The 21767-nt window shown below is 62.6% G+C and carries 20 protein-coding genes; 13 read left to right on the top strand and 7 right to left on the bottom strand.

Going from position 1 to position 21767, the window contains the following annotated elements; all coding sequences use genetic code 11:
* Positions 1-438 precede the first annotated feature (438 nt).
* Both ACR3FF_RS10145 and ACR3FF_RS10140 read left to right on the top strand, forming a co-directional pair.
* Positions 439-1518: a DHH family phosphoesterase gene (locus ACR3FF_RS10145; RefSeq protein ID WP_458187893.1), complete on the top strand. Its 1080-nt coding sequence runs from the start codon at positions 439-441 to the stop codon at positions 1516-1518.
* A 188-nt stretch (positions 1519-1706) separates the two neighbouring features.
* On the top strand, positions 1707-1937 hold the full coding sequence (locus ACR3FF_RS10140; protein ID WP_458187892.1) for a PRC-barrel domain containing protein: 231 nt from the start codon (positions 1707-1709) through the stop codon (positions 1935-1937).
* Between the two features lie 430 nt (positions 1938-2367).
* Here ACR3FF_RS10140 and ACR3FF_RS10135 read toward each other — a convergent pair whose 3' ends face one another.
* Positions 2368-2679 (bottom strand): HalOD1 output domain-containing protein, encoded by a 312-nt coding sequence (locus ACR3FF_RS10135; protein ID WP_458187891.1) that lies wholly within the window; start codon positions 2677-2679, stop codon positions 2368-2370.
* A gap of 162 nt (positions 2680-2841) precedes the next feature.
* Positions 2842-3153, bottom strand: coding sequence for a HalOD1 output domain-containing protein (locus ACR3FF_RS10130; protein WP_458187890.1), 312 nt, complete (start codon positions 3151-3153; stop codon positions 2842-2844).
* 180 nt (positions 3154-3333) lie between these two features.
* Between ACR3FF_RS10130 and dinB the strand changes: the two genes are divergently transcribed.
* Together dinB and ACR3FF_RS10120 are read left to right on the top strand one after the other, a co-directional pair.
* Positions 3334-4635, top strand: a complete 1302-nt coding sequence (gene dinB / locus ACR3FF_RS10125) for a DNA polymerase IV (protein ID WP_458187889.1) — start codon at positions 3334-3336, stop codon at positions 4633-4635.
* A 77-nt stretch (positions 4636-4712) separates the two neighbouring features.
* Positions 4713-4988 carry a hypothetical protein gene (locus ACR3FF_RS10120; RefSeq protein ID WP_458187888.1) on the top strand — a complete coding sequence of 92 codons (276 nt, stop codon included), beginning with the start codon at positions 4713-4715 and terminating at the stop codon, positions 4986-4988.
* Here ACR3FF_RS10120 and tpiA read toward each other — a convergent pair.
* On the bottom strand, positions 4985-5629 hold the full coding sequence (gene tpiA / locus ACR3FF_RS10115; RefSeq protein ID WP_458187887.1) for a triose-phosphate isomerase: 645 nt from the start codon (positions 5627-5629) through the stop codon (positions 4985-4987). The two genes, ACR3FF_RS10120 and tpiA, sit on opposite strands and share 4 nt — an antisense overlap.
* A gap of 291 nt (positions 5630-5920) precedes the next feature.
* Between tpiA and ACR3FF_RS10110 the strand changes: the two genes are divergently transcribed.
* From ACR3FF_RS10110 to ACR3FF_RS10095, 4 genes are all read left to right on the top strand, one after another.
* Positions 5921-8704 carry an ATP-dependent helicase gene (locus tag ACR3FF_RS10110; protein ID WP_458187886.1) on the top strand — a complete coding sequence of 928 codons (2784 nt, stop codon included), beginning with the start codon at positions 5921-5923 and terminating at the stop codon, positions 8702-8704.
* Between the two features lie 58 nt (positions 8705-8762).
* Positions 8763-9008, top strand: coding sequence for a hypothetical protein (locus ACR3FF_RS10105; RefSeq protein WP_458187885.1), 246 nt, complete (start codon positions 8763-8765; stop codon positions 9006-9008).
* 80 nt (positions 9009-9088) lie between these two features.
* Positions 9089-10717, top strand: a complete 1629-nt coding sequence (locus tag ACR3FF_RS10100) for an SLC13 family permease (RefSeq protein ID WP_458187884.1) — start codon at positions 9089-9091, stop codon at positions 10715-10717.
* Positions 10718-10782: 65 nt separating this feature from the next.
* On the top strand, positions 10783-10923 hold the full coding sequence (locus ACR3FF_RS10095) for a hypothetical protein (RefSeq protein WP_458187883.1): 141 nt from the start codon (positions 10783-10785) through the stop codon (positions 10921-10923).
* A gap of 149 nt (positions 10924-11072) precedes the next feature.
* Here ACR3FF_RS10095 and ACR3FF_RS10090 read toward each other — a convergent pair whose 3' ends face one another.
* A complete protein-coding gene (locus ACR3FF_RS10090) occupies positions 11073-12287 on the bottom strand; it encodes a lactate racemase domain-containing protein (protein ID WP_458187882.1) in 1215 nt (404 codons plus the stop codon).
* Positions 12288-12320: 33 nt separating this feature from the next.
* A complete protein-coding gene (locus ACR3FF_RS10085) occupies positions 12321-14969 on the bottom strand; it encodes an AAA domain-containing protein (RefSeq protein ID WP_458187881.1) in 2649 nt (882 codons plus the stop codon).
* Positions 14970-15140: 171 nt separating this feature from the next.
* On the opposite strand from ACR3FF_RS10085, the gene ACR3FF_RS10080 reads away from it, so the two are divergent.
* From ACR3FF_RS10080 to ACR3FF_RS10060, 5 genes are all read left to right on the top strand, one after another.
* Positions 15141-16313, top strand: a complete 1173-nt coding sequence (locus tag ACR3FF_RS10080; protein ID WP_458187880.1) for a M24 family metallopeptidase — start codon at positions 15141-15143, stop codon at positions 16311-16313.
* 369 nt (positions 16314-16682) lie between these two features.
* Complete coding sequence (locus ACR3FF_RS10075) at positions 16683-17573, top strand: aldo/keto reductase (protein WP_458187915.1); 891 nt, start codon at positions 16683-16685, stop codon at positions 17571-17573.
* Positions 17574-17672: 99 nt separating this feature from the next.
* Positions 17673-18974, top strand: a complete 1302-nt coding sequence (locus ACR3FF_RS10070; protein WP_458187879.1) for a carboxylate--amine ligase — start codon at positions 17673-17675, stop codon at positions 18972-18974.
* Positions 18975-19119: 145 nt separating this feature from the next.
* A complete protein-coding gene (locus ACR3FF_RS10065; protein WP_458187878.1) occupies positions 19120-20286 on the top strand; it encodes a cystathionine gamma-synthase in 1167 nt (388 codons plus the stop codon).
* Positions 20287-20593: 307 nt separating this feature from the next.
* Positions 20594-21268, top strand: coding sequence for an MBL fold metallo-hydrolase (locus ACR3FF_RS10060; protein WP_458187877.1), 675 nt, complete (start codon positions 20594-20596; stop codon positions 21266-21268).
* A 26-nt stretch (positions 21269-21294) separates the two neighbouring features.
* Here the strand turns inward: ACR3FF_RS10060 and ACR3FF_RS10055 are convergent, their stop codons facing one another.
* Together ACR3FF_RS10055 and ACR3FF_RS10050 are read right to left on the bottom strand one after the other, a co-directional pair.
* Entirely contained in the window at positions 21295-21561 is a 267-nt protein-coding gene (locus ACR3FF_RS10055; protein WP_458187876.1) for an elongation factor 1-beta, read from the bottom strand.
* Between the two features lie 2 nt (positions 21562-21563).
* The gene (locus tag ACR3FF_RS10050) at positions 21564-21740 is read right to left on the bottom strand and encodes an HVO_2753 family zinc finger protein (RefSeq protein ID WP_007978781.1); all 177 of its coding nucleotides are present in this window, start codon (positions 21738-21740) and stop codon (positions 21564-21566) included.
* Positions 21741-21767 lie beyond the last annotated feature (27 nt).

Raw genomic sequence — 21767 nt, 5'->3', positions numbered from 1 at the left:
TCCCGCAGTGAAGCGGAACAAAGAAGGGACAAACAATTACAAACATCACTAATAGAGGAAAAAGAAAAGCGATGGGATGCCGACAAGACCAACAAACTCAATAATGCGTTGAAGGGCAGAAGATAGCCAGAGGGGAGAGAATGTATACGGGTGCCAGAGGGGCACCGAGAATTTTAACAGGACGAACAGTGGTGTCAGAACAATGACTACCCACCAGTAGGAGTTTGTCTTCTGTCCAGCAAGCCGAGTAAAGAGAACGGTACTGCCAAGACTGCCAACTTGGAGCCAGAATCTCTAACATCGACCCACATCGACGCGATAGTGTGACAATCCTGACCTCTTGGCAGCAACAATTATATGATTAGACCACCCTGGTTCTCTCTTACACGAATCCCGTTCCCGAGTTCAGATACTGGGCCAGCAAGAATTCTATACAACATGTCACAACCAGCATCAGACGATACGTTACTCGAAGAATCGAAGCTCGACGCCTCTACTGAAGTCGAGGCACTGATGGCTTGTCTCTCGGATACTTCCAAACTCGCCATTGTGTGCCACGATAACCCCGACCCGGACTGTCTGGCGAGCGCGCTTGCGCTCGAACGAATCGCGAACGATGCGGACGTGAGCGACGTTACGTTGCTGTACAGTGGCGACATCTCTCACCAGCAAAACCGTGTATTCGTAAACAGCCTCGAGATTGACCTCGAGACGTTCGACGATATCGATCTGGACGTCTACGATAGGATAGCTCTCGTCGACAGTTCGATTCCGGGCGAGAACAATGGCCTATCACTGAATGCAGATGTGGACATCGTCATCGACCACCATCAGGGGGACGAACCAAACGCAGAATTCATCGTGAAACGCGAGGAAGCCAGCAGCACGACGACCATCCTCGTCGAGTACCTTTACACGCTCGACATTCCCCTCGACAGCGACCTCGCAACAGCCATGTTGTTCGCAATTCGTCGAGAGACACTCGACTTCATTCGCAAAGTGACTGAGAAAGAGTATCTCGCAGGGTACTACTTGCATTCTTCCGTGGATACAGAGCTTCTGCGAAAGATGGATGACCCGCCGCTCTCAGAGATAACGATTGACGCTATTGGGACGGCGATTCACACTCGAACGACTCAGTCAGCGTATCTCGTCGCGAACGTCGGCCGCACCACCGAACGCGATGCGTTACCGCAGGCCGCCGATTATCTCCTGAAATTGGAGGGCGTTGAAACTGTCCTCGTGTTTGGCATCAACGGGGGCGAAATTGAGGTCAGTGCACGCTCGACCGATACGCGTGTTAACCTCGGAGCGCTCCTCGAAGACGTGTTCGGCGATCTCGGCGAAGCGGGCGGGCACGAAGACATGGCTGCGGCGAAGATTCCGATGGGTCTCTACGCGGACGCCTGCAACAGTGCGAGTGAGCAAGACCTTCTCAAAATCACCAAGGATCTCATCGAACGACGGTTCTTCGAATACGCGGGCTACGACGACGCTGACATCGTGAACGGGACATAAAAGAACGAGAGTTCCGTGAGGTCACTGATTGCAAGAACCTCTTGAAAAGATTTCGCGTTTTCGTTGAACTCGAAAGTTGAGTATCTAACAGGGCGGATAGTGCTACTCTATAACCGATTCCACTCTCTTCGTTCGGGGCCAGAATCATTATTGACTTGTTCTGTGCATTTTCGAGCGGGGAACTCACAATGGTGAAATTCACCAACGAGGAGAAAGGAAAGGACGTGATAGATGCAGACGGCAAGCAAGTCGGCATCGTTGCTGACGTGAAAGGCGACACGTTGTACGTCGACTTTGACCCAAGTTTCACGGACGAGATGAAACAAAAGTTGGGGTTCGGCGACTCGGAGGGGACGCAAGCCATCGAGTCCCACCGAGTTAGTGCTGTCACTGACTCGGAAGTACAGCTGAAACCCTGAGAACGTCGAGTAGTGGTATCAGCCGATGCGCGGAAGGTGGATGACCTTAGATTGGCGCAGGGAAATAGGCGAGAGTGAACGAAACAGCAAAATAGAGACTAAAACTGACGTATTTTTACACAGCGGTTCTCGATTCAATCTCCGACCGATTCAACACCGCAAATCAATCCGGTCCCCTCGTATTCGCCGAACGTCCCCATCCCCAGCGAAGTAGATAGCCTCCGAAGCACCATCAGCATCAGTCCGATTCGTGCTGTACCAGTAGGGATGGACGACGCGAATCACGTCGCCATCGAGCCGATGGCGAACGACCGGGGCCCCCTTTTTGGCCGTCGTCGCGTCGGCTCCGTACGACGGTGAGAAACACGTTCGACAGCGACAACGCGACCGCTCCGTTCGCGTGCGAATCGCACATCGGCGAAAAACGAGACTACTCTTTCACGACGACGTTCCCGCTCGCGTCCACACTGACCTCGTACACATCGTAGTGGAATGTGACCGAAACGTTGTCCCGCGTATCGCCGTACCGACGCGTCCGGAAGAGTGCCTCGACGGCGTCGCAGTTGACTACCGCGTGGAGTGGCTTCATCTCGTTCGGTGAGACGTCCATCACCGTTGCGAGTGCTCGGACGATGCCAGCGCAGGTGTATCCGTTCGCTATATCGTTCTCTATGTCGAAGACGTACGTCGAAGTCGATTCGGCCGATTCGTCGTCACTGACGTTTTCTATCTCGATGCCCATCTTGAGATCACTGGGATTGTATGAACCACACACAGTCGTGCTACTACCCACTCAGAGAGTAGCGGACAAATAGCTGTCGGCGAGTTCGAGATACCACTCGTGAATGCTCCTATAGCAAGATATTGGGCAGGAATGTAGTGCTAGCAACGAACGAACGGTTCCTTAGTCGTCTTTCGACGTGGACTCCGACGATGATGGCGAAGGTTCCGCCCCCCCTTCGACGACTTCCACATCGCCATCGCTGTAGACGACGACCTCGTGAGGGCCGTATTCGAACGCGACGTAACCGCTCGTTCGGGATTTCCCGAGATGCGTCTCCTCGAAGAGTGTGTCGAGTGCGTCCGGGTCGACGATATCGTAGAGGATGGGCCTGACCTCCGTGGGATTCGTCTCTTCGAATTCCGCGATGGCCTGAACGACCCGAATACTGAGACGAGGGTCGTCAGTAGCGTCGTGTTCATCAGGGAGGTCCATCTTGCTCAACGCTACCGCCCATCCATCAATAAATATAGCGAATTCGAGCGCAGAAAGCCTCGTACGCTTTATTTAGTACTTTCGACTTCAGCAAACTCTATCGGGTACTGTCGCTCGTTCTCGTTTACTTTCACACCGCTTTCCACACGTTAATCCCGCTGGCGTTCCAACCGACCGTCGATGTCGAACCGCGGTGGACGCTTGCCCGGTGTGGAAGACGAACGCGAAGAGCGCATCGTCTTCCACGTGGATATGGATTGTTTTTACGCGGCCTGTGAGCGTCTCCGCGACCCAGACCTCGAAGATGAACCGGTGGTCGTCGGGATGGGGTACGAAGAAGATGAATCCCACGGTGCGGTCGCCACGGCGAGCTACGAAGCCCGGGAATTCGGGGTCGAGAGCGCACAGGCAATCAGCACGGCGCTCGAACGCCTCCCGCGAAAAGCGGCGGTCGACGACACCGACGACGAAGCGGGGTACTACCGTCCCGTCGACATGGCGTTCTACAAATCGGTCAGTGAGGACGTGCGTGCCATCCTCCACGATTGCGCGGACACCGTCCGCGAGGTGAGCATCGACGAGGCGTACCTCGACGTGACCGACCGAACCGCCTGGCAGGTCGCCGAGGGGTTCGCCCGCCACGTCAAGAATCGAATCGAGCGAGAGGTCGGCGTCACCGCGAGCGTCGGCGTCGCCCCGAACATGAGCGCGGCGAAAATCGCGAGCGACCACGACAAACCGGACGGGTTGGTCGTCGTCGACCCCGGAACGGTCCGGGAGTTTCTCGCCCCACTCGACGTGGCAGAGATACACGGCGTCGGTCCGGTCACCGCCCGCGAACTCCGAGAGATGAACGTCGAGACGGCGGACGACCTCGCGGACGCCGACCCGCACGCGCTCGCGGAGCGATTCGGCGAGCGTGGGCGCGAACTCCATCAGCGGGCGCGCGGCGACGACGACCGGACCGTGACGCCGATGGGCCGTCCGAAGAGTCTCTCTCGCGAGTCGGCGTTTACGGACGCGACGAGCGATTCCGAGAAAAAGCAGGCCCGCGTCTCCACGCTGGCGACCGCAGTGGCCGACCGGGCCAGAGAGCGCAACGCGATGTATCGAACCATCGGCGTGAAGGTCGTGACACCCCCGTTCGACGTACATACCCGCGAGCGGTCGCTTCCAGGGCCGGTGGACGACCCCGAACTGGTCGAAGAGGTCGCACTCGACCTGCTCGCCGAGTTCGACGACGACCGAGTCCGAAAGGTCGGTGTCCGCGTTTCGAACCTCCAGTTCACCGAGAGCGACCAGACCAGTCTCGACGGCTTCGACACGCCGGAAGAGGGGACGGAGACGGAGGGAGGAAAGTCGGCGAATCCGGGAGCGAAGACGGCCGACGACGAGACGGCGGACGAAACCCGGCACGGCGCGAACGAACGGTCGGTACCCAGTCGCTCCGGTCAGGTGTCGCTCTCGGATTTCGACCCGTAACCGCCGACGATTCGCTCACACGTCTCGGACGGCTCCGTTTCGGACTGCTGATTACCCTCGCGGTCGTACGTCGTGATATGAACAAGCTGGCGCGAGCGGGCGAGAATCGGTGGCATCTCCCACAGCACGCCCACATCATCGTCTACGAGGCCGAGCAGGGTGACCAACTGCTCACCATCTACGACTGCGGGGCCGCCCAGAAACCCCCGTCGGCGAAAATCATCGGGAACCTCGTTCGCGTCAGGCCGGAACACGAACTGAACCACACCGTCACGGGGTACGTCGTCCGGATGCGAGAGCGGTCGGTGCTCGAAAAACAGGACGGCGACCACTTCGTCGTCGTCCCGGTCTAGAGCGGTTCGACGAGATTCTCCAGTGCGTCCGTCGGGTCGTCGGCCTTCGCCACGCCGCTCGCCAGCAAGACTCCTTCCGCACCCAGGTCGCGGGCCGCGACGAGGTCTTCGCCGGTGCTGATGCCCGCCCCACAGAAGACGCTGACACTCTCGTCTACCGCCTCCGCCGCCGCCACGGCGTCGGTTACGATGTCCGGGTCGGCCTTGCTGACCGGGATGCCCGACCCGATGAGTTCCGGCGGTTCGACCGCCACGGCGTCCGGGCCGAGGGCGGCCACCGCACTGACCTGTTCTGCGTTGTTCGCACAGACGGTCGTTTCGAGGCCGGCGCGCTCTGTGGCCTCCAATCCGGCGTCGATGTCTGCGAGTTTGAGTCTGCGCTCGGAGTGATTGAGCATGGTGCCGGTTGCACCCACGTCTACGAGCACCTCCGCGAGCGTGCTTCCGGTGTGACTTCCGCGTTCAACGCCGCTGACGTGTTGGCCCCACGTCTCGACGCCGGTCGCCGCGACCTGCGAGAGGTGGGCGGCTTGCGGTGCGACTGCGATGTCGACACCGCTCGATTCGCTCACGTCGCGTGCTGCCGTCGCTACCTCGATGGGGTCACACGGGTAGGCTTTCAGATTGACGAGTACGAACATACCCGGAGCGACTGGCGGCGGCCTCAAATAGGTTCCGTGAAAGGGACGGGACCTGTGTGTTCGTTGTATGTTCAGGGAAGAACGCCACGGCGGTCGCGCTCTCCCGACCCTGCCGGCGACCGCGATTCGCTTCTCCGTCGTAACCGACACGCGACACCGCGAGGTCGTCGCGGGCGCTCGCGAACGCGCCGCTGGCCTTGAACCACGATTCCGTCTCGCCGCTCTTGGCCACAGTTCACTTTCACTCCGCTGGCACAACCCTCTTTGCCGCCCGATTCCAAGCCGAAACAAATGGATGGGAGAACGTTTTTGGCCCGCGAGGATTGCGAGTTCGACCCAGAGACGGTCGAACTCGCAGATGAGGAGACGTTCGACCTCCTGGAACCGGCGGTCAAGGCGTGGTGGGTAGAGCAGTTCGGGGAGTACGTCCCACAGAACGGGGGGTTTTTCACCCCGCCACAACGCGAGGCAATTCCGCTGATTCACGAGCGCGAGAACGCGCTCATCGCCGCACCGACGGGAAGCGGCAAGACGTTGGCCTCGTTCACCGCGATACTGAACGAACTGTTTCGAAGAGAGCGTGAGACGGGACTCGAAAACTCCGTCTACTGCCTCTACGTCTCGCCGCTAAAATCGCTCGCCAACGACATCCACCGGAACCTCGAAGTTCCGTTGTCGGGCATCCGCGAGAAGATGGAAAACGGCTCGTCGGCGACCGAGTGCGAGGACTCTTCCGAATCGGTGAGCGGGGTTCGCCACGCCATCCGGCACGGGGACACGGACAGCGCCGCCAGACAGAAGATGTTGAAAGAGACGCCCCACATCCTCAACACGACGCCCGAGACGCTCGCCATACTGCTCAACTCGCCCAAGTTCCGCGAGAAACTGCGAACCGTCGAGTACGTCGTCGTCGACGAGATTCACAGTCTCGCGGACGGAAAGCGCGGCACGCACCTGTCGGTCAGTCTCGAACGACTCGAAGACCTCGCGGAAACGTCTCCGACGCGAATCGGCTGTTCCGCGACGGTCGAACCGCTCTCGGACATCGCGGAGTTTCTGGTCGGGCGAACGTCGCCCGGCGGCGAGAGCCGGGACCACGAAATCGTCGACACGCGGTTCGTCCGCGAGTTCGACCTCGAACTTCGCTGTCCGACGGACGACCTCATCCACACGCCGAGAGACCGCGTGCAGGACCGCTTTTACCACCAACTGCACGACCTCGTCCAGCGACACACGAACACGCTGGTCTTCACGAACACGCGCTCGGGCGCAGAGCGCGTGCTCCAGAATCTCCGCGAGCGGTTCGACGTCTACGACGAGGAGAACTCCGGTTGTCACCACGGGAGCCTCTCAAAAGAGGCCCGCCAGCAGGTCGAGACCCGACTGAAAGACGGCGAAGTGGACGTGGTGACCACCTCGACGAGCCTCGAACTCGGTATCGACATGCCACACGTCGACCTGGTGGTACAGGTCGGGTCGCCCAAGAGCGTCGCTTCCCTGCTCCAGCGCGTCGGGCGCGCTGGCCACCGACTCGGCCAGACCGTCACTGGTCGAGTCATCGCGCTCGACAGGGACGAACTGGTGGAGTGTGCGGTCATGCTCGAGAAAGCCGAAGCGGGATTCGTCGACCGCGTGTTCGTCCCCGAGAACGCACAAGACGTCGCGGCCCAGCACGTCTACGGCATGGCGATAAACGAGGTTCGCAGGGAAGCCGACGTGAAAGCGACGCTCCAGCGCGCCTATCCGTATCGGAACTACGGCGACGAAGAGTGGGAGTCGCTCGTGCGCTATCTCACGGCGGAGTACGACGGACTGGAAGACAGGAACGTCTACGCCAAGGTCTGGCGTGACGAGAACGACCCGCCGGACGGCGAGTACCACTACCCCGACTTTCCGGTCGGTGAACCACTGATCGGCAAGCGTGGACGACTCGCCCGCGTCATCTACATGACGAACATCGGAACGATACCCGACTCGTTTTCCTGTGACGTGTTCACTCGCGCGGACAACGAGTGGGTCGGCGACCTGGACGAAAACTACCTCGATACGCTCGAAAAGGGCGACGTGTTCGTCCTGGGGGGTCAGCACTTCGAGTACAGCTATCGGCGCGGGTCGAAGGTGTACGTAGACCGCACCAGTGCCCGTCCGACCGTTCCGTCCTGGTTCTCGGAACGCCTCCCGCTCTCCTACGACCTCGGGCGAGAGATAGCAGCCTTCCAGGGGGAACTGCTCTCGCGGCTCGCAGACCGGGGGAAACCCGCAGTCCGGGTGTGGCTCCGGGAGTTCCCTCTGGACGAAAACAGCGTCCGCGCCATCGCCCGCATGTTCGACGAACAGGTTCGATACGCGGGCCCGGAGAGCGTCAGCACGCCCGACCGCCTCGCAGTCGAAATCGAGATGGACAGAGACGAGTACAAACGACACTACTACGTCCACTCGAACTACGGCAGGAAGTTCAACGACGGACTCTCCCGCTTGGTCGCCTACCGCTGTGCACAGGCCGCCAATACGAACGTCTCGGTCGCGGTTGCGGACAACGGCTTTACCGTCTCGATGCCCCTGAACCGCAAAGTGGACGTCGCGAGCATCCTCCGCGACGTCGAACCCGACGAGGTGCGCGGCGATTTGCGGGCCGCGCTCTCCGGCACCGACCTCCTCCAGCGGTACTTCCGCATCAACGCCACGCGCTCGCTGATGATACTCAAACGCTACAAGGGGTACGAAAAGTCCGCCAGCGAACAGCAGGTATCGAGCGAGATGCTGCTCGGGTTCGCCGACGAACTGGAGGATTTCGCCGTCATCGAGGAGACGTATCGAGAAATCGTCGAAGACAAACTCGCAGTCGACGCGATAGAGGAGGTACTCGGGGCGGTACAGGCCGGGGAGATAGACGTCGTCCAGCGCCAGGTCCAATCTCCGACGCCGCGAGCGTTCGGGCTCGCCACGCTCATGGCGAGCGACGTCGTGCTCGCGGAAGACGAGAGCGCGGTCTTACAGGAGTTCCACGACCGCGTACTGGCGGAACTGGCTGACGACTACTCCCCCACCGACTCGGGTATCTCCGCGTCGAAATGAGCCGTGAGCCAATAAATTCCCTGACGTTTATGAGCGGAACCCCACATAGCTTCGCTCGATGACGGATGTGGACGGTGTCGACATCACGGAGCTTTCGCCGATGGCATGGCGACTGCTCCGGGTCGCTGCAGGATACGAACAGCGTGCCATCGAACGGGAACTCCCCGAACTGATGCAGGCCCACATCTCGATGCTCGAAAGTGGTACTCGTGCTCTCTCGCTGTCACGGCGCAGCGATCTCTTCGACCTGTACTCCGCCGAACTCACCTCGGAACAGATTCGCGCGATTGCAGAGAATTTTTGAACATATTTTCGCGGTGGGGTTTTCTCACACCGGTATCGAAAGTTATTAATCGCCACATTAAGCTATGTTGGCGTGTATCAATGATACAGGGGCTGTCCTCACCACGCGGGCGCATCGTCGTATTCGTTTTAGCACTGCTGGGAACCGCGATTATCGCAGGTGCACCGAGTCCATCAGGCCTCTCCATCCGTGGGCAGTTCGCGCTCGCGACGATGTTCTTCGCGGGGTTTCTCTGGGTAACGGGTGCGTTCCCCTTGCCCGTTACGGCGCTGTCGATTCCCGTCGTACTCACCGTCTTCGGCGTGTACGCCGACCTGGACGAAGCTCTCGTCGGTTTCGCTGACCACCTCATCTTCCTGTTCATCGCCGGGTTCATGCTGGCGAACGCGCTCCAGAAGTACGACATCGACCGGCGAATCGCGTTGTGGGTGATGTCCGTGATGGGGTCTTCGCCGCGCAGACTCGTCCTCGCCGTCATGGTCGCCACGGCGTTCCTCTCGATGTGGGTATCGAACACGGCGACGGCGGCGATGATGACGCCGATTGCACTCGGCGTCCTGTCGCAAGTCGTGGGCCGCGAAGACGTGAAAGCCGCCGCAACGACTGCCGACGACCTGGACTCCGACATGGCCGCCGACGGTAGCGGGGCGGTGACCGAGGGTATCGCCGACGCCGACGAGTTCACGAACATCCAGGTGTCGATGCTTCTGGGCACCGCCTACGCCGCGAGCGTCGGCGGCGTCGGGACGCTCATCGGCACCCCGCCGAACGCGGTGCTCGCCGCCCAACTGAACGAGACGCTGGGCTACGAAATCGGATTCGCCCAGTGGTTGCTAATCGGTCTCCCTATCGTCATCGTCACGCTCCCCATCGTCTGGTACATGCTCACGTACGTCCTCTACCCGCCGCAGGTCGGCGACGTGAGCGACGCACGTGCGGAAGCGAGACGGTATCTCGACGAAGCGGGCGCGTTGAGTCCGCGCGGTAAGCGCGTCGCACTCATCTTCACGGCGACTGCGTTGTTGTGGGTCGTCGGCGGTCTCGGCGATTTCATTGGTCCGATGCTGCCGTCGGCGTGGGAGGTCACGCTGTTCGGCGGTGAGGGAGCGAGCGTCTTCGGAATCGAGGGCCACCAGGGGCTGTTGTACTACGTCGTCGTCGGACTGCTGTCCATTCCGGCGCTCGTACTGGCGGACACCGTGGAGTGGGAGGATCTCGTGGACATCGACTGGGGAACCATCCTCCTGTTCGGCGGCGGTATCGCGCTCGCGGACGCCCTCGCCACGACGGGGGCGACGAAGTGGATAGCCGACACCGTCTTCGGTTCGCTCACGGGTGCGCCCATCGTCCTCGTGGTCGGGGTGGTCGTTCTCCTCGTCATCTTCCTGACGGAGATGACCTCGAACACCGCGACCGCCACCATCATCGTCCCGATTCTCATCGGAATCGGGAGCGCTTTCGCGGCCACGCTCGGCCTGACCGACGTTGCCGCGGCCGTCTTCCTCTCGGTTTCGGGAGCCATTGCCGCGAGTTTCGCGTTCGCACTCCCCGTCGCGACGCCACCGAACGCCATCGTCTTCGGGAGTGGCTACCTGAAACAGAGCCAGATGATGCGTGCCGGCGTCGTCCTGAACGTGCTGATGACGGTCGTCCTCACGGGGTTCATCTGGGTGCTCTTCCAGTTCGTCTGGCCGCGAGTGCTCTGGTGAGTCCGCTTTCGCGATTTTCCTGAAAAAAGGAGTACATTTTTGTTCTCAGAATTGAAAGACGAATTATGGTTCCTCGCACGACACGCGACCTTCTCGAAGCTATTCGACCCGTCGTCGGAGTGATGGCCGGATGGACCGCCGTCGTTCTGGTCACCGAATTCGGTATCAAGAACGTCGGTTACCACGAACAGTTCAGCCTCCTCTAGTGGCTCGGGACGCTGACGAGCGTCGCCGCGACCGTCGTCGCGTTGGCTGCGGTCCTCCTCTACGTTCTCTCGCAAGGAATCGCACTCGGAACCGCCGAGTGCGACGGAAGCCGTTCGTCCGTTTCCGACTCGACCCGAGGGTAGCAGATTTATCCCGACACGAGAAGCGTATCCAGCGCGTCCGGAACGACGAGCACGTCGCTTCCGGGTTCGATGGCGTCTTCGACCGACTCGCGGGCGTGCATGAGGCAGTCTTCGACCACTTCGGGGTGGTCGCTCCCGGTCACGTACACGTCGTGGTCGCGGAGGGTCCGCGCCACGACGAACGCTCGCTGTGCCCCCGGTTCGTATCCGGCGCGCAGTTCGTCGTAGAGGCTCGCCGGGTCGCTCGCACCTGCGAGCCGGTCGTAGAATCGTCGTTCACCCTTCCCCTCGCCAGCACCTTCCGGGAGTGCTGCGGGGACGACGACGCGGCCACCGGGACGCAGCGGGTTTCGGTCGCCGAGGACGACGTACGTCGCGGCGCGCGTGGCCTGATAGAGGTTCGCGGCCTTGGCCTCGGGGACGCCCGCGACCACGGCGTCGAACTCGGATTCGACCGGAACGGACAGCGCGTCGTTCGCCGTCGCCGCGAGGTCGGCGACCACCGCCCGGTGGTGGCCGCCACTGGCACCCAGAATTCCCTGCGGTCCGTGCGTGACGTTCAGACAGAAATCGAGACCGACGACGTCGCCCGCTCTGTCGAGGGTCTCGCGGAACGGATTGTCCTCGATTCGCCCCAGTCTGACGCCTTCGCGCGAGAGCAGTTCGGGGCCGTGGGTATACCGGATGAGCGACTCGCCACCCGCGCCGATGGCGACCGTCTTCGCACCCCCCGAGAAACCCGCGTACTGGTGGGGTTCGACCATTCCCGTCGAGAGTACGCGGTCCGCGCCCGCGACGGTCCGATTCAGTTCGATTGCGATTTCGTCGTCCGTTCCCGGTGGCCTGACGCGTCCGACTTCCACCACCGCGTCGGCGTCGTGATTCTCGGCGAGGTCGGCGTGGTCGCCGAGCGCGTCCGAAATCTCCGACTCGGTCATCGGACGGTGGAGGCCGAGGCCGAGGACGACGCTGACCCGTTCGCGGGGAACGCCTGCATCGCGGAGTTCGCCGAGGAGCACGTCCAACAACACGTCGTCCGGCGTCGCGCGTGTTACGTCCGTCACGACGATGGCGACCGTCTCGTTGGGCGAGACGGTCGCAGAGAGCGACGGGCCGTGTGGATTTCGAACCGCGCGCTCGGCGGTCTCGCGCGGGTTCACTGCCGTTCCACCGCGTGGGTCGAGGACGGTCACGTCGCAGTCCGGAAGTGAGTAGTCCATGGGGTCGTTTTGAGGGGGCGGGAACGAAAACGTTCAGGTCGCCCAGTCGACCATCCGGTCGTAGAGCGGTTCGGAACGAAGCGCACGTTCGCTCCCGACGAGGACGAGGGCCTTTTTCGCCCGCGTCAGGGCGACGTTCACTCGGCGGTAGTCCTCGAAGATGGGGCTCTCCAGGTCGCCGGTGGCGACGAACGAGACGACGATGACCTCCTTGCTCGACCCCTGGAATCGGTCGACCGTATCCACCGTCACCGACTCCGGCACGCGGCGGGCTATCTCCGCGACCTGCGCGCGGAACGGTGCGATAACGCCGATGGCGTCGTGTGGTACGCCAGTGTCGGTGAACCGAGCGACCACCTCTCGAACGCGCTCCGCTTCGGTTGGATTCGTGTTGCCGACCGTCGTCCCACCGGGGTCGACGAACGCAACGCTCTCACGGAGTTCCGGCGACAGTGCCGTCTTCTCGACCCCCGGAAGGTCGGTGAGTCGCTGGGCGGCAACCTCGCCACTCGCCGGGCGGAGCGCACCGCCGTAGAACTCGCGCGACGAGAACGCCTGAATCCGCTGTGCCATCCGGTACTGGCGTTCGAGCATGACCGCGGCCTCGGGATACTGTTCGACGAGTCGTTCGAACAGCGACTCCGAGAGGCCGTTTTCGGCCCGGACGACGGGTGGCAACTGGTGGTGGTCGCCGACGAGGACGAATCGGTCGGCGAGGTTGATGGCGGCGAGGGTAGCGGGTTCGGTCAGCTGTGAGGCTTCGTCGACCAGCGCCACGTCGAACTCCTGTTCGCGCACGACCCGTGAGCCACAGGTCGCGGTCGTCGCCGCGACGACGCTCGCACTGTGGAGTTCTGCGGCGCGTTCCCCGGGGTCGCCACCGCGCTTTAATCTGAGGTCTTGCATGTCCTCGCGGACGCCGCTCTCGGTGCCGACGCGGACTGCGTCCTCGAAGCCTTGCTCTCGCAGGGCTTCCAGCGCGTTGTCCACGGCGCGGTTCGTGAACGCCGAGAGCAGGACGCGATTCCCTCGTTCGACCAGCGCCCGGATGGTTCGCGCGATGGTGTAGGTCTTCCCGGTCCCGGGCGGGCCGTGGATGAGCGCGCAGTCCTCGGCGTTGACCGCGAGGTTCACCGCCGCGTTCTGGGAGTCGTTGTTGCCGATGAAGGTTTCGTGTTCGTCGCGGAAGGCGAGTTCCCGTTTCCCGAACAGCACGTCCTTTCTCCGGTCGTCGCCTTTCAGCAGGCAGTCGTGGAGCGCGGTGAGCATCCGGTCCGCCGAGAGTTCGGAGGGATACACGTCGAGTCGCCGGAGTTCCACCGGCTCGTCGGTCGTGACGACGATTTCGCTACCGAGCGTTTCGACGCGGGCGAGTTCTGCGTGGCCGCTGACGGGGTGGCCGTTGCTGGCGAGTACGACGTCGCCCTCCCGAATCTTCGAGACGGCGTCGTCCGTCTTCTCGGCGGTGAGTTCCCACCGTCCGCCGTCTCGTTGCCGCTGGTCGACCGGTTCCAGACCGACGAGTGCGCGGTCATCGTTCGCGCGCTCTTCTGCGGTCTGTTCCCAGAGTTTGGCGTACTCTCGGTGCGTCTCCCGGCGTTCTTCCTCTATTTCGCGGTACTTTCGGTCGAAGTACTCGCGTTCGTGTTCCGGAATCGGCTCGCCGATCTGTCCGGCTTTCGACTCCTGGTCGAGGCGGCCCGAGACGACCATGCAGGTGTCGCGCTCGAAGCAGTACTCGCACTTGGCGTTCGCTTCGTACCCCGTCGGAACGTCCATCTCGAACTCCATCGCGGCGATTTCGTTCCGAGTGCGGACGACGAACTCCAGCAGTCCCTTCCCGATGGAGAACTCCTTGGCGGGCGAGAGGTCGCCCGACTCCTCGGTGCGGTCCAGGGCGGTGTTTTTCGTATAGAGGAGCGTGCCGGTGTCCGCCGGAACGTCACGCTCCTGCAGGAGCAGCGCGTAGCAGGCCGCCTGGATCTTGTCCTGAAACCGCGGTTCGCGGTTCGTGTTCTTGCCCGTCTTCAGTTCGACCGGCATCCCCCGTCGAAGCGCGTCACACCGGCCTTTGATGCCGAACCGCTCGCTGATGAGCGTGTACTCGCTCCGCCACTCGTCGGTGTCGGTCAGGACACCCTGTTCCAACCAGCCTTCGATGGCGCGGGCGTTCTGGCGAACCTCGCCCGCGACCTCTTCTGTCTCGCGTCCGAGCAAGCCGAGTTCCAATCCCGCCTCCTCGACCCGCTCTTCGATGGAGTCATCGAGGTCACGGCCGCGGAGCAGGTCGCCGAACACCTCGTGGACCACCGTCCCTTTCACGACGGGGTAGTTCAGCGGAACGCCCGATAGCTTGTTCAGATAGTACATCCGCGGACACTGCACCCACGAGCGTACGTCGGTGACGTTCACGAGAAACGAGGGCTCGACCACGACGTAAGATTCCTTGCTTGTCGCGTACTTCGTCTCTCCCTGATACTCCGACTCTTCGACGTCAGTCACCAGCAGTTCCATCCCGTCGAAGAGCAGTTCGGCGCTCTCGGTCCACTTGCCCCACAGCGTCACGGTCTGTGGCACGTCGTCGTCCGGCTTGACGACGAGCTCGGCGAGTTCGCGGTCGCCATACTGCGTGCTGACGGTTCGCACCTCTCCCGTCTCGACGACTGTCCCCCGTAGATTCACGAGACGTTCATACTTCGTCACCGCGAAAAATTCTGTCGGTCGACGCGAGCGTGGGGAGTCCGGTCGGTAGTGGTGCGGTCGAGGCGGTATCGACCGCTCCGACCCATCGGAGACGGCCACACAATGTGCATCTCCGACACCGTTTTGGTGGTGGCCTCGGTCGCAGAACACATGGCACACGACCTCTCGGAACTGGATTCTACCCTCGATACGATGGCGGTCGACGGCTATCTCCTCGACGCGGCATCGACCGACTCCGACCAGTTGTACCTCTCCGGATTCGATGCTCCGGACGCGTTCGTCACCCTCTACGCCGACGGCGTCCACCTGCTCGTCTCCAGCCTCGAATACGGCCGGGCGAAAAAGGAAAGTGACGCAGAAAGCGTCACGCGCCGAGCAGCGTACGACTACTACGACAAAGTGGCCGAGTACGGTTCGGACGAGGCCGAACATCGGGTCGTCGCCGAGTTTCTCGCCGAGAAGGGCGTCGAGTCGGTGGCGGTTCCCAAACGATTCCCGGTCGGCACCGCAGACGGTCTGCGCGAACTGGGCGTCACCGTGAAACCGGAACGCAACGCGGTCATCACCGGCATTCGGTCGACGAAGACCGACGAAGAGATAGCGCACATCAGGGCCGCACAGAAGGCAAACGAGGCGGCCATGCAGGCCGCCGAGAACCTCCTCGCGGCGGCGACGGTCACAGACGGTCTCCTCCACTACGATGGCGAGGTGCTGACGAGCGAGCGCGTGAAAGAGGAAATCGAGGTGACGCTCCTGCGCCACGGGGCCGCGCTGGACGAAACCATCGTCGCGTGCGGGGCGTCCGCGGCAGACCCCCACGACCGTGGCAGTGGGCCACTCGCCGCCGACGAGGCCATCATCGTCGACATCTTCCCGCGCGACAAGGCGTCGAAGTACCACGCCGACATGACCCGCACGTTCGTCCGGGGCGAACCGTCCGAGGACATCCGCGCTCGCTACGACCTGACCCACCAGGCGTTCGAGGCCGCACTCGACGCACTCGAACCGGGTGTGACGGGCGAGGACGTCCACGACGCCGTCTGCGACGTGTACGAGAGCGCCGGCTGTGACACGCTCAGGAGCGACCCGAACACCGAGACGGGATTCATCCACAGCACGGGCCACGGCGTCGGCCTGGACGTCCACGAACTCCCGCGAATCAGTCCCGACGGCGGCGAACTCGAACCGGGCCACGTCGTCACCATCGAACCCGGTCTGTACGACCCCGACGTCGGCGGCGTGCGCATCGAAGACCTCGTGGTCGTCACCGAGGACGGCTACGAGAATCTCACCGACTACCCGATCGAACTCGTACTGGACTGACGGTGGACTGTCGGTGGACTGAACGCCCTCGCCACAACCCCAAAGTAGTCGTCCCAGAAACTGGGCGACATGGGAGAACAGCAGACGGATGCCGAGTCGCGAGATAGAGAGAAGACCAACGACGAGACGGGGGGAACGGCGCGACGTTCGAACATCCTCTTGCGCACGCTCGCCCTGGGGATCGCGTTCGTCCTCGGATTCGTCCTCGGGAAGCGCTCAGGCGGGGACGGACTATCGCTCGGGAGAGACGCGGGGAGCGAAATCACCCCACCCTCTAGCACCTCGAAACCGGACGACGTGACCAGCCCACGAGCGGGTAGCGTCGAATTCGGCGGAGACGATACGGAGACCACCGAACAGCCGAGTTCGATGGGAAGCGTCGCGGGCGAGGAAGAGGGTGAGCGCGAGCGGGACGCCGAATCTGACGAAGACGTGGCCGCGCTCTCCGCGCCGACGAAACGCGGGATGCCGATGCTCGGCCTCGGAACCTACCAGATAGACGAGTACGACGAGTGCGTCAAGAGCGTCCGAACCGCACTGGAGATGGGGTATCGGCACATCGACACCGCCGAAGGGTACGACAACGAGTCCGCGGTGGGCAACGCCATCGCCGAGTCGGACGTGCCCCGCGAGGACATCTTCGTGGCGACGAAGGTCAGCCCCGACAATCTCGACTACGACCACGTCCTCACGAGCGCCGAGGAGAGTCTCGAACGACTGGGACTCGACTACGTCGACTTACTCTACGTCCACTGGCCGACGGGCGAGTACGAGGCCACGGACACCCTCGAAGCGTTCGCGGAACTCCGCGAGGAGGGGTTGATTGAGAAGATAGGCGTGAGCAACTTCACGGTCGAACTGCTAGAAGAGGCCATCGAGGTCGCCGAAGAACCCATCTTCGCCGACCAGGTCGAGATGCATCCCCTCCTCCCACAGGAGGAACTCCGCGAGTTCTGCGCACAGGAGGACGTCGACGTCGAACTCGTCGCCTATTCGCCGATCGCTCGCGGTGACGTCGACGACGTGCCCGAACTCCAGGAGGTCGCCGAGAAACACGACGCGACGCCCGCACAGGTCAGCCTGGCCTGGTGTCGAGCGAACGACGTGACCACCATTCCGAAGGCCGCCAGTCGGGAACACCTGCGGGAGAACTGGCTGAATCTCGGCGTCGAACTCGACGACGAGGACGTCACGAAGATAGACGGCATCGACCGCGAGGAGCGCGTGGTCGACCCCGACCAGGCCCCCTGGAACGAGTGACGAGCGGACCTGCCAGTCCGTCGGTTCGAGGTCTCCGAGATAGCGGATGATTTCGCCCGGTCGAACAGGCTAAAGCGCGTGGTCCGGAAACGGCGAGGCATGGCCGACGAATTTCTCTCCTTCGAGGGGCTCCGCGAAGCGCTGGCTGAGACGACGTTCGAGAAACCCCCAGCCATCGTCTGTAACTCCCACGTCACCGGATTGAGCGTCTCCCGCGCGCTCTCTGCACACGACGTTCCGGTCGTCGCCGTCGACCGCAACGGTCGGGGCGTCGCACCCTACTCCGACGCCGTGGCGTTCGCGGGGCAGGTCACCTACCCGCTCGACGACCGCGACGGATTTTGCGAGGACGTGGAAGCACTCGCCGCCGAACTGGACCACGAACCGGTCGCGTTCCCCTGCATGGACGAGTGGGTACACGCCTTCGCCGGAACCGAACCGGAAGGCGTCCGACTCCCGTTCGCCGACCGGGAGACCATCGACGCGGTGCTCGACAAGGAGTCGCTGTACGCCACCGCCGACGAACTTGGCGTTCCGTACCCCGAGACGTACCGGCTCTCGGACACCGACCCGGCGGTCGCGGCGGACGCCCTCGGCTTTCCACTGGTCGTCAAACCCGCCCTCAAACGGGAGTTCGAGGAAGCGGTCGGGACGAACGTCGTCGAGGTCGGAGATAGAGACGAGTTCTTCGACGTCGTGGCGATGGCCGAGGACGCCGGTATCCGCATCATGGCACAGGAGAAAGTCGACGTCGCCGTCGGTCGGGACTGCTCGCTCGCCTCCTACGTACCGCAGGCGGGTGACCCCGTCACCTTCGTCGGGAACGCGCGCGTTCGCTATCCGCAGGCGTTCGGCACGTCCTGTCTCGTTCGCCGGGCCGACGTGCCGGAAGTCCGGCACCGTGCCCTGTCGGTGCTGGAGGCGACGAACTACTACGGCATCAGCGAAGCCGAGTTCGTCTTCGACCAATCGCGCGAGGAGTACGTCCTGTTGGACGTCAACACCCGTCCGTGGAAGTGGGTCGGATTACCCGTCCAGGCAGGGGCCGACCTGCCGTGGGCCGCGTACGCCGATGCAGTGGGTGCGACACGGGTCGGAGGTTCGAGGCCCAGTGACGGCGGCGGTGAAACGGTCGGCGACGATGCGGAAACTGAACCTGCGTCGACGGACGACGTTCACGATGCGACGTGGGTCTACCTCGCCGACTATCTGAAACTCCTCGCGGGGAGCGCTGACTTCTCCGACGTGCTCTCCGAACGCGAGTGGCGCGGTCTGTTGTCGGGCGAGTTCGAGCGAGACGACCGGTTGACGACCGGGGTGTACCGGCCGACCGATTCCGGTCCCGCATATCGGCTTCTGCGGAACGAGTTCGGGTCCATCGAGTACTACTGCGCCTGCTAAGGACGGATTCGTCGGTAGACTATCCGGCGTGGCGTACCACCCTGGAAATAGAGCGTTCGAGGACGCCGCTCGACAGGCGTCGCCACCGTTCGACGAACGACGGAGAAGGACAAGAGTAACCTGCCCGCGCTCCGTCTCCCCGCGCATGACCGACAGCGACGACTTCCAGTTCGAGACGCGCTCCATCCACGCCGGACAGGAACCCGACGAGGAGACGGGCGCGCTGATGACTCCCATCTACGCCAACTCGACCTACGTGCAGGACGGCCCCGGCGACCACCGGGGGTACGAGTACTCCCGGACGGGTAACCCGACGCGAACCGACCTCGAAGCCAACGTCGCCAGCCTCGAAGGCGGCGACTACGGGAGGGCCTTCTCCAGCGGGATGGGGTCGATAAACACGGTGTTGAACCTGCTCGAATCCGGAGACCACGTGGTCGCCAGCGAGGACGTGTATGGCGGCACCCACCGCATCTTCACGCAGGTCTACGAGAAGTACGACCTCGAATTCGACTTCGTGGACATGACCGACCTCGGCGAAACCCAGGCGGCGATGCGCGAGAACACCGAACTCGTCTGGGTCGAGACGCCGACGAATCCACTGCTCAACGTCGTCGACATCGACGGAACCGCGACGGTCGCCCACGAGTACGGCGCGCTCTGTGCCGTCGACAACACCTTCGCCACGCCGTACCTCCAGCGACCCCTCGAACTCGGTGCCGACGTCGTCTCCCACTCCCTGACGAAGTACCTCGGCGGCCACTCCGACGTGGTCGGCGGTGCGCTCGTCACGGACGACCCCGAACTGGACGAGCAATTCGGCTTCTACCAGAACAGCGTCGGCGCGACGCCCGGCCCCCACGACTGTTTTCTCGTCCTGCGCGGCACCAAGACGCTCGGCGTGCGGATGGACCGCCACTGCGACAACGCCCGCGACATCGCCCACTGGCTGGACGACCACGAGGCGGTCGAGACGGTGTACTACCCCGGCCTCGAATCCCACCCGGGCCACGACCTCGCCGCGGAGCAGATGGACGACTTCGGCGGGATGGTCAGCTTCGAACTCGACGCCTCGCTCGAAGAGGCCGCCGACGTGGTTTCTACGACGGAGATATTCACGCTCGCCGAGAGTCTCGGCGGCGTCGAGTCCCTCATCGAACAGCCAGCGACGATGACCCACGCCGCGATTCCCGAAGCAGAGCGCCACGCCGCGGGTCTCTCGGACGGTCTCATCCGCGCCAGCGTCGGCATCGAACACGTCGACGACCTGAAAGCCGACCTCCAGCAGGCGTTCGACACGGTGCTGAACTGAGCCGAACAGTTCGAACAAGCGGCACTGTCTAGATAAGGAAAACCAAGCGACAGTGGTACGATGGGAGGGTTTTTATGCACTGTTTGTAGTAACTGATTCTTGAGAGTGAGATCAGCTGCACCGTGAGAAGACTGAATTCAATTGCCTCACCGAAAACCTAGTCATGATGAGACGAGGAGATTCGCTAGCCACTCACGGGAGAGACGTTGAAACGCCACTCTACACCAGAATCGCTTAACTAGACAGTGCCGAACAAGCGAACGGTTCAGCCAAACGATTCAGGCACGTGGCTCCCGTCGGTCGAGGTATGCAACTCGGCCAGCACGTCTACTCGTTTCCACTCACGTTCGACCGCGGCGACCACCAGGTGACCATCCGCCCGTCTGCCGTCGAGACCGACTCCGGACTCGTCCTCCTCGATGCGGGCTTCCCGGGGCAACTAGACGAGTTAGCGTCGGCGATGGGAGAACACGGCCTCGACCTGGCGGACGTGGAGACGCTCGTTTTGACCCACCAGGACGGCGACCATGCCGGGGGTGCGAGCGACCTCGTCTCCCGAACTGGTGCGACCGTCGTGGCTCATCGGAGCGACACGCCAGCCATCGAGGGGGACGAAGCACCCATCAAATCCTCGGGTGACCGCTATCCGCCGGTTCCGGTGGACGTGCAAGTAGTCGAAGGCGTCGTGTTCCGAACCGAGGCGGGGCCGATGTGGGTCGTCGAAACGCCGGGGCACACGCCCGGGCACGTCTCGCTGGTTCTCCCCGATGCCGGACTGTTGATCGCGGGTGACGCCCTGACCGCCAACGAGGACGGCCTGGCGGGACCGAACGAGCGGTTCACGCCGGAGATGGACGAGGCGGTCGACTCGGTCGGCAAACTCACGCAGTTCGACGTGGGCCAGACGCTCTGCTATCACGGCGGTGCCGTCGACGGCGACGATGCAGACGTTCGAGCGGTGTACGAGTCGCTCACGGGGTGAGCCGTCTAAAACCGAAAAGAACCGATTTAAATTCGACCGACGTTCTGTACGTCGACGCTCTCGACGCCCTCGACGGTCGAGAACCGCTCCTCGACGGCTTCCGTGCCGCCCGCGTCGTCGGGGACGATGACGGTCGGCAGGAGCGCGACGAGACCGAACGCGACGTTGTCACGCTCGAAACCGTTGATTTTCGCCCCTTCCGGGAGCGAGTCTTCGAGTTTTTCCTGGAGATCGTCGAGGTCGATCTCGGGGCTCTGCGGCATGACCTTGATTTTGGCTGCTACTTTTCCCATTGTTATGGTCCGAGGAACCCACAGTCGGGGCACTCGTAGAGGTTGCTCTGTTTGCGGCACTTCGCACAGCGGTAGATGGTTTGCCCACAGTCGGGGCATTTGAAGGACGCGGCGTTCGTGCCGGAGATGTTTATCCCACACGAGACGCATTTTCGCGCCTGCTTTTGCGTCTGACTCATACCCCCACGTATCGCCGCGCGGTTTTT

The organism is Haladaptatus ordinarius (genome assembly GCF_054177595.1).
This window is presented reverse-complemented; position numbering and strand designations above follow the sequence as displayed.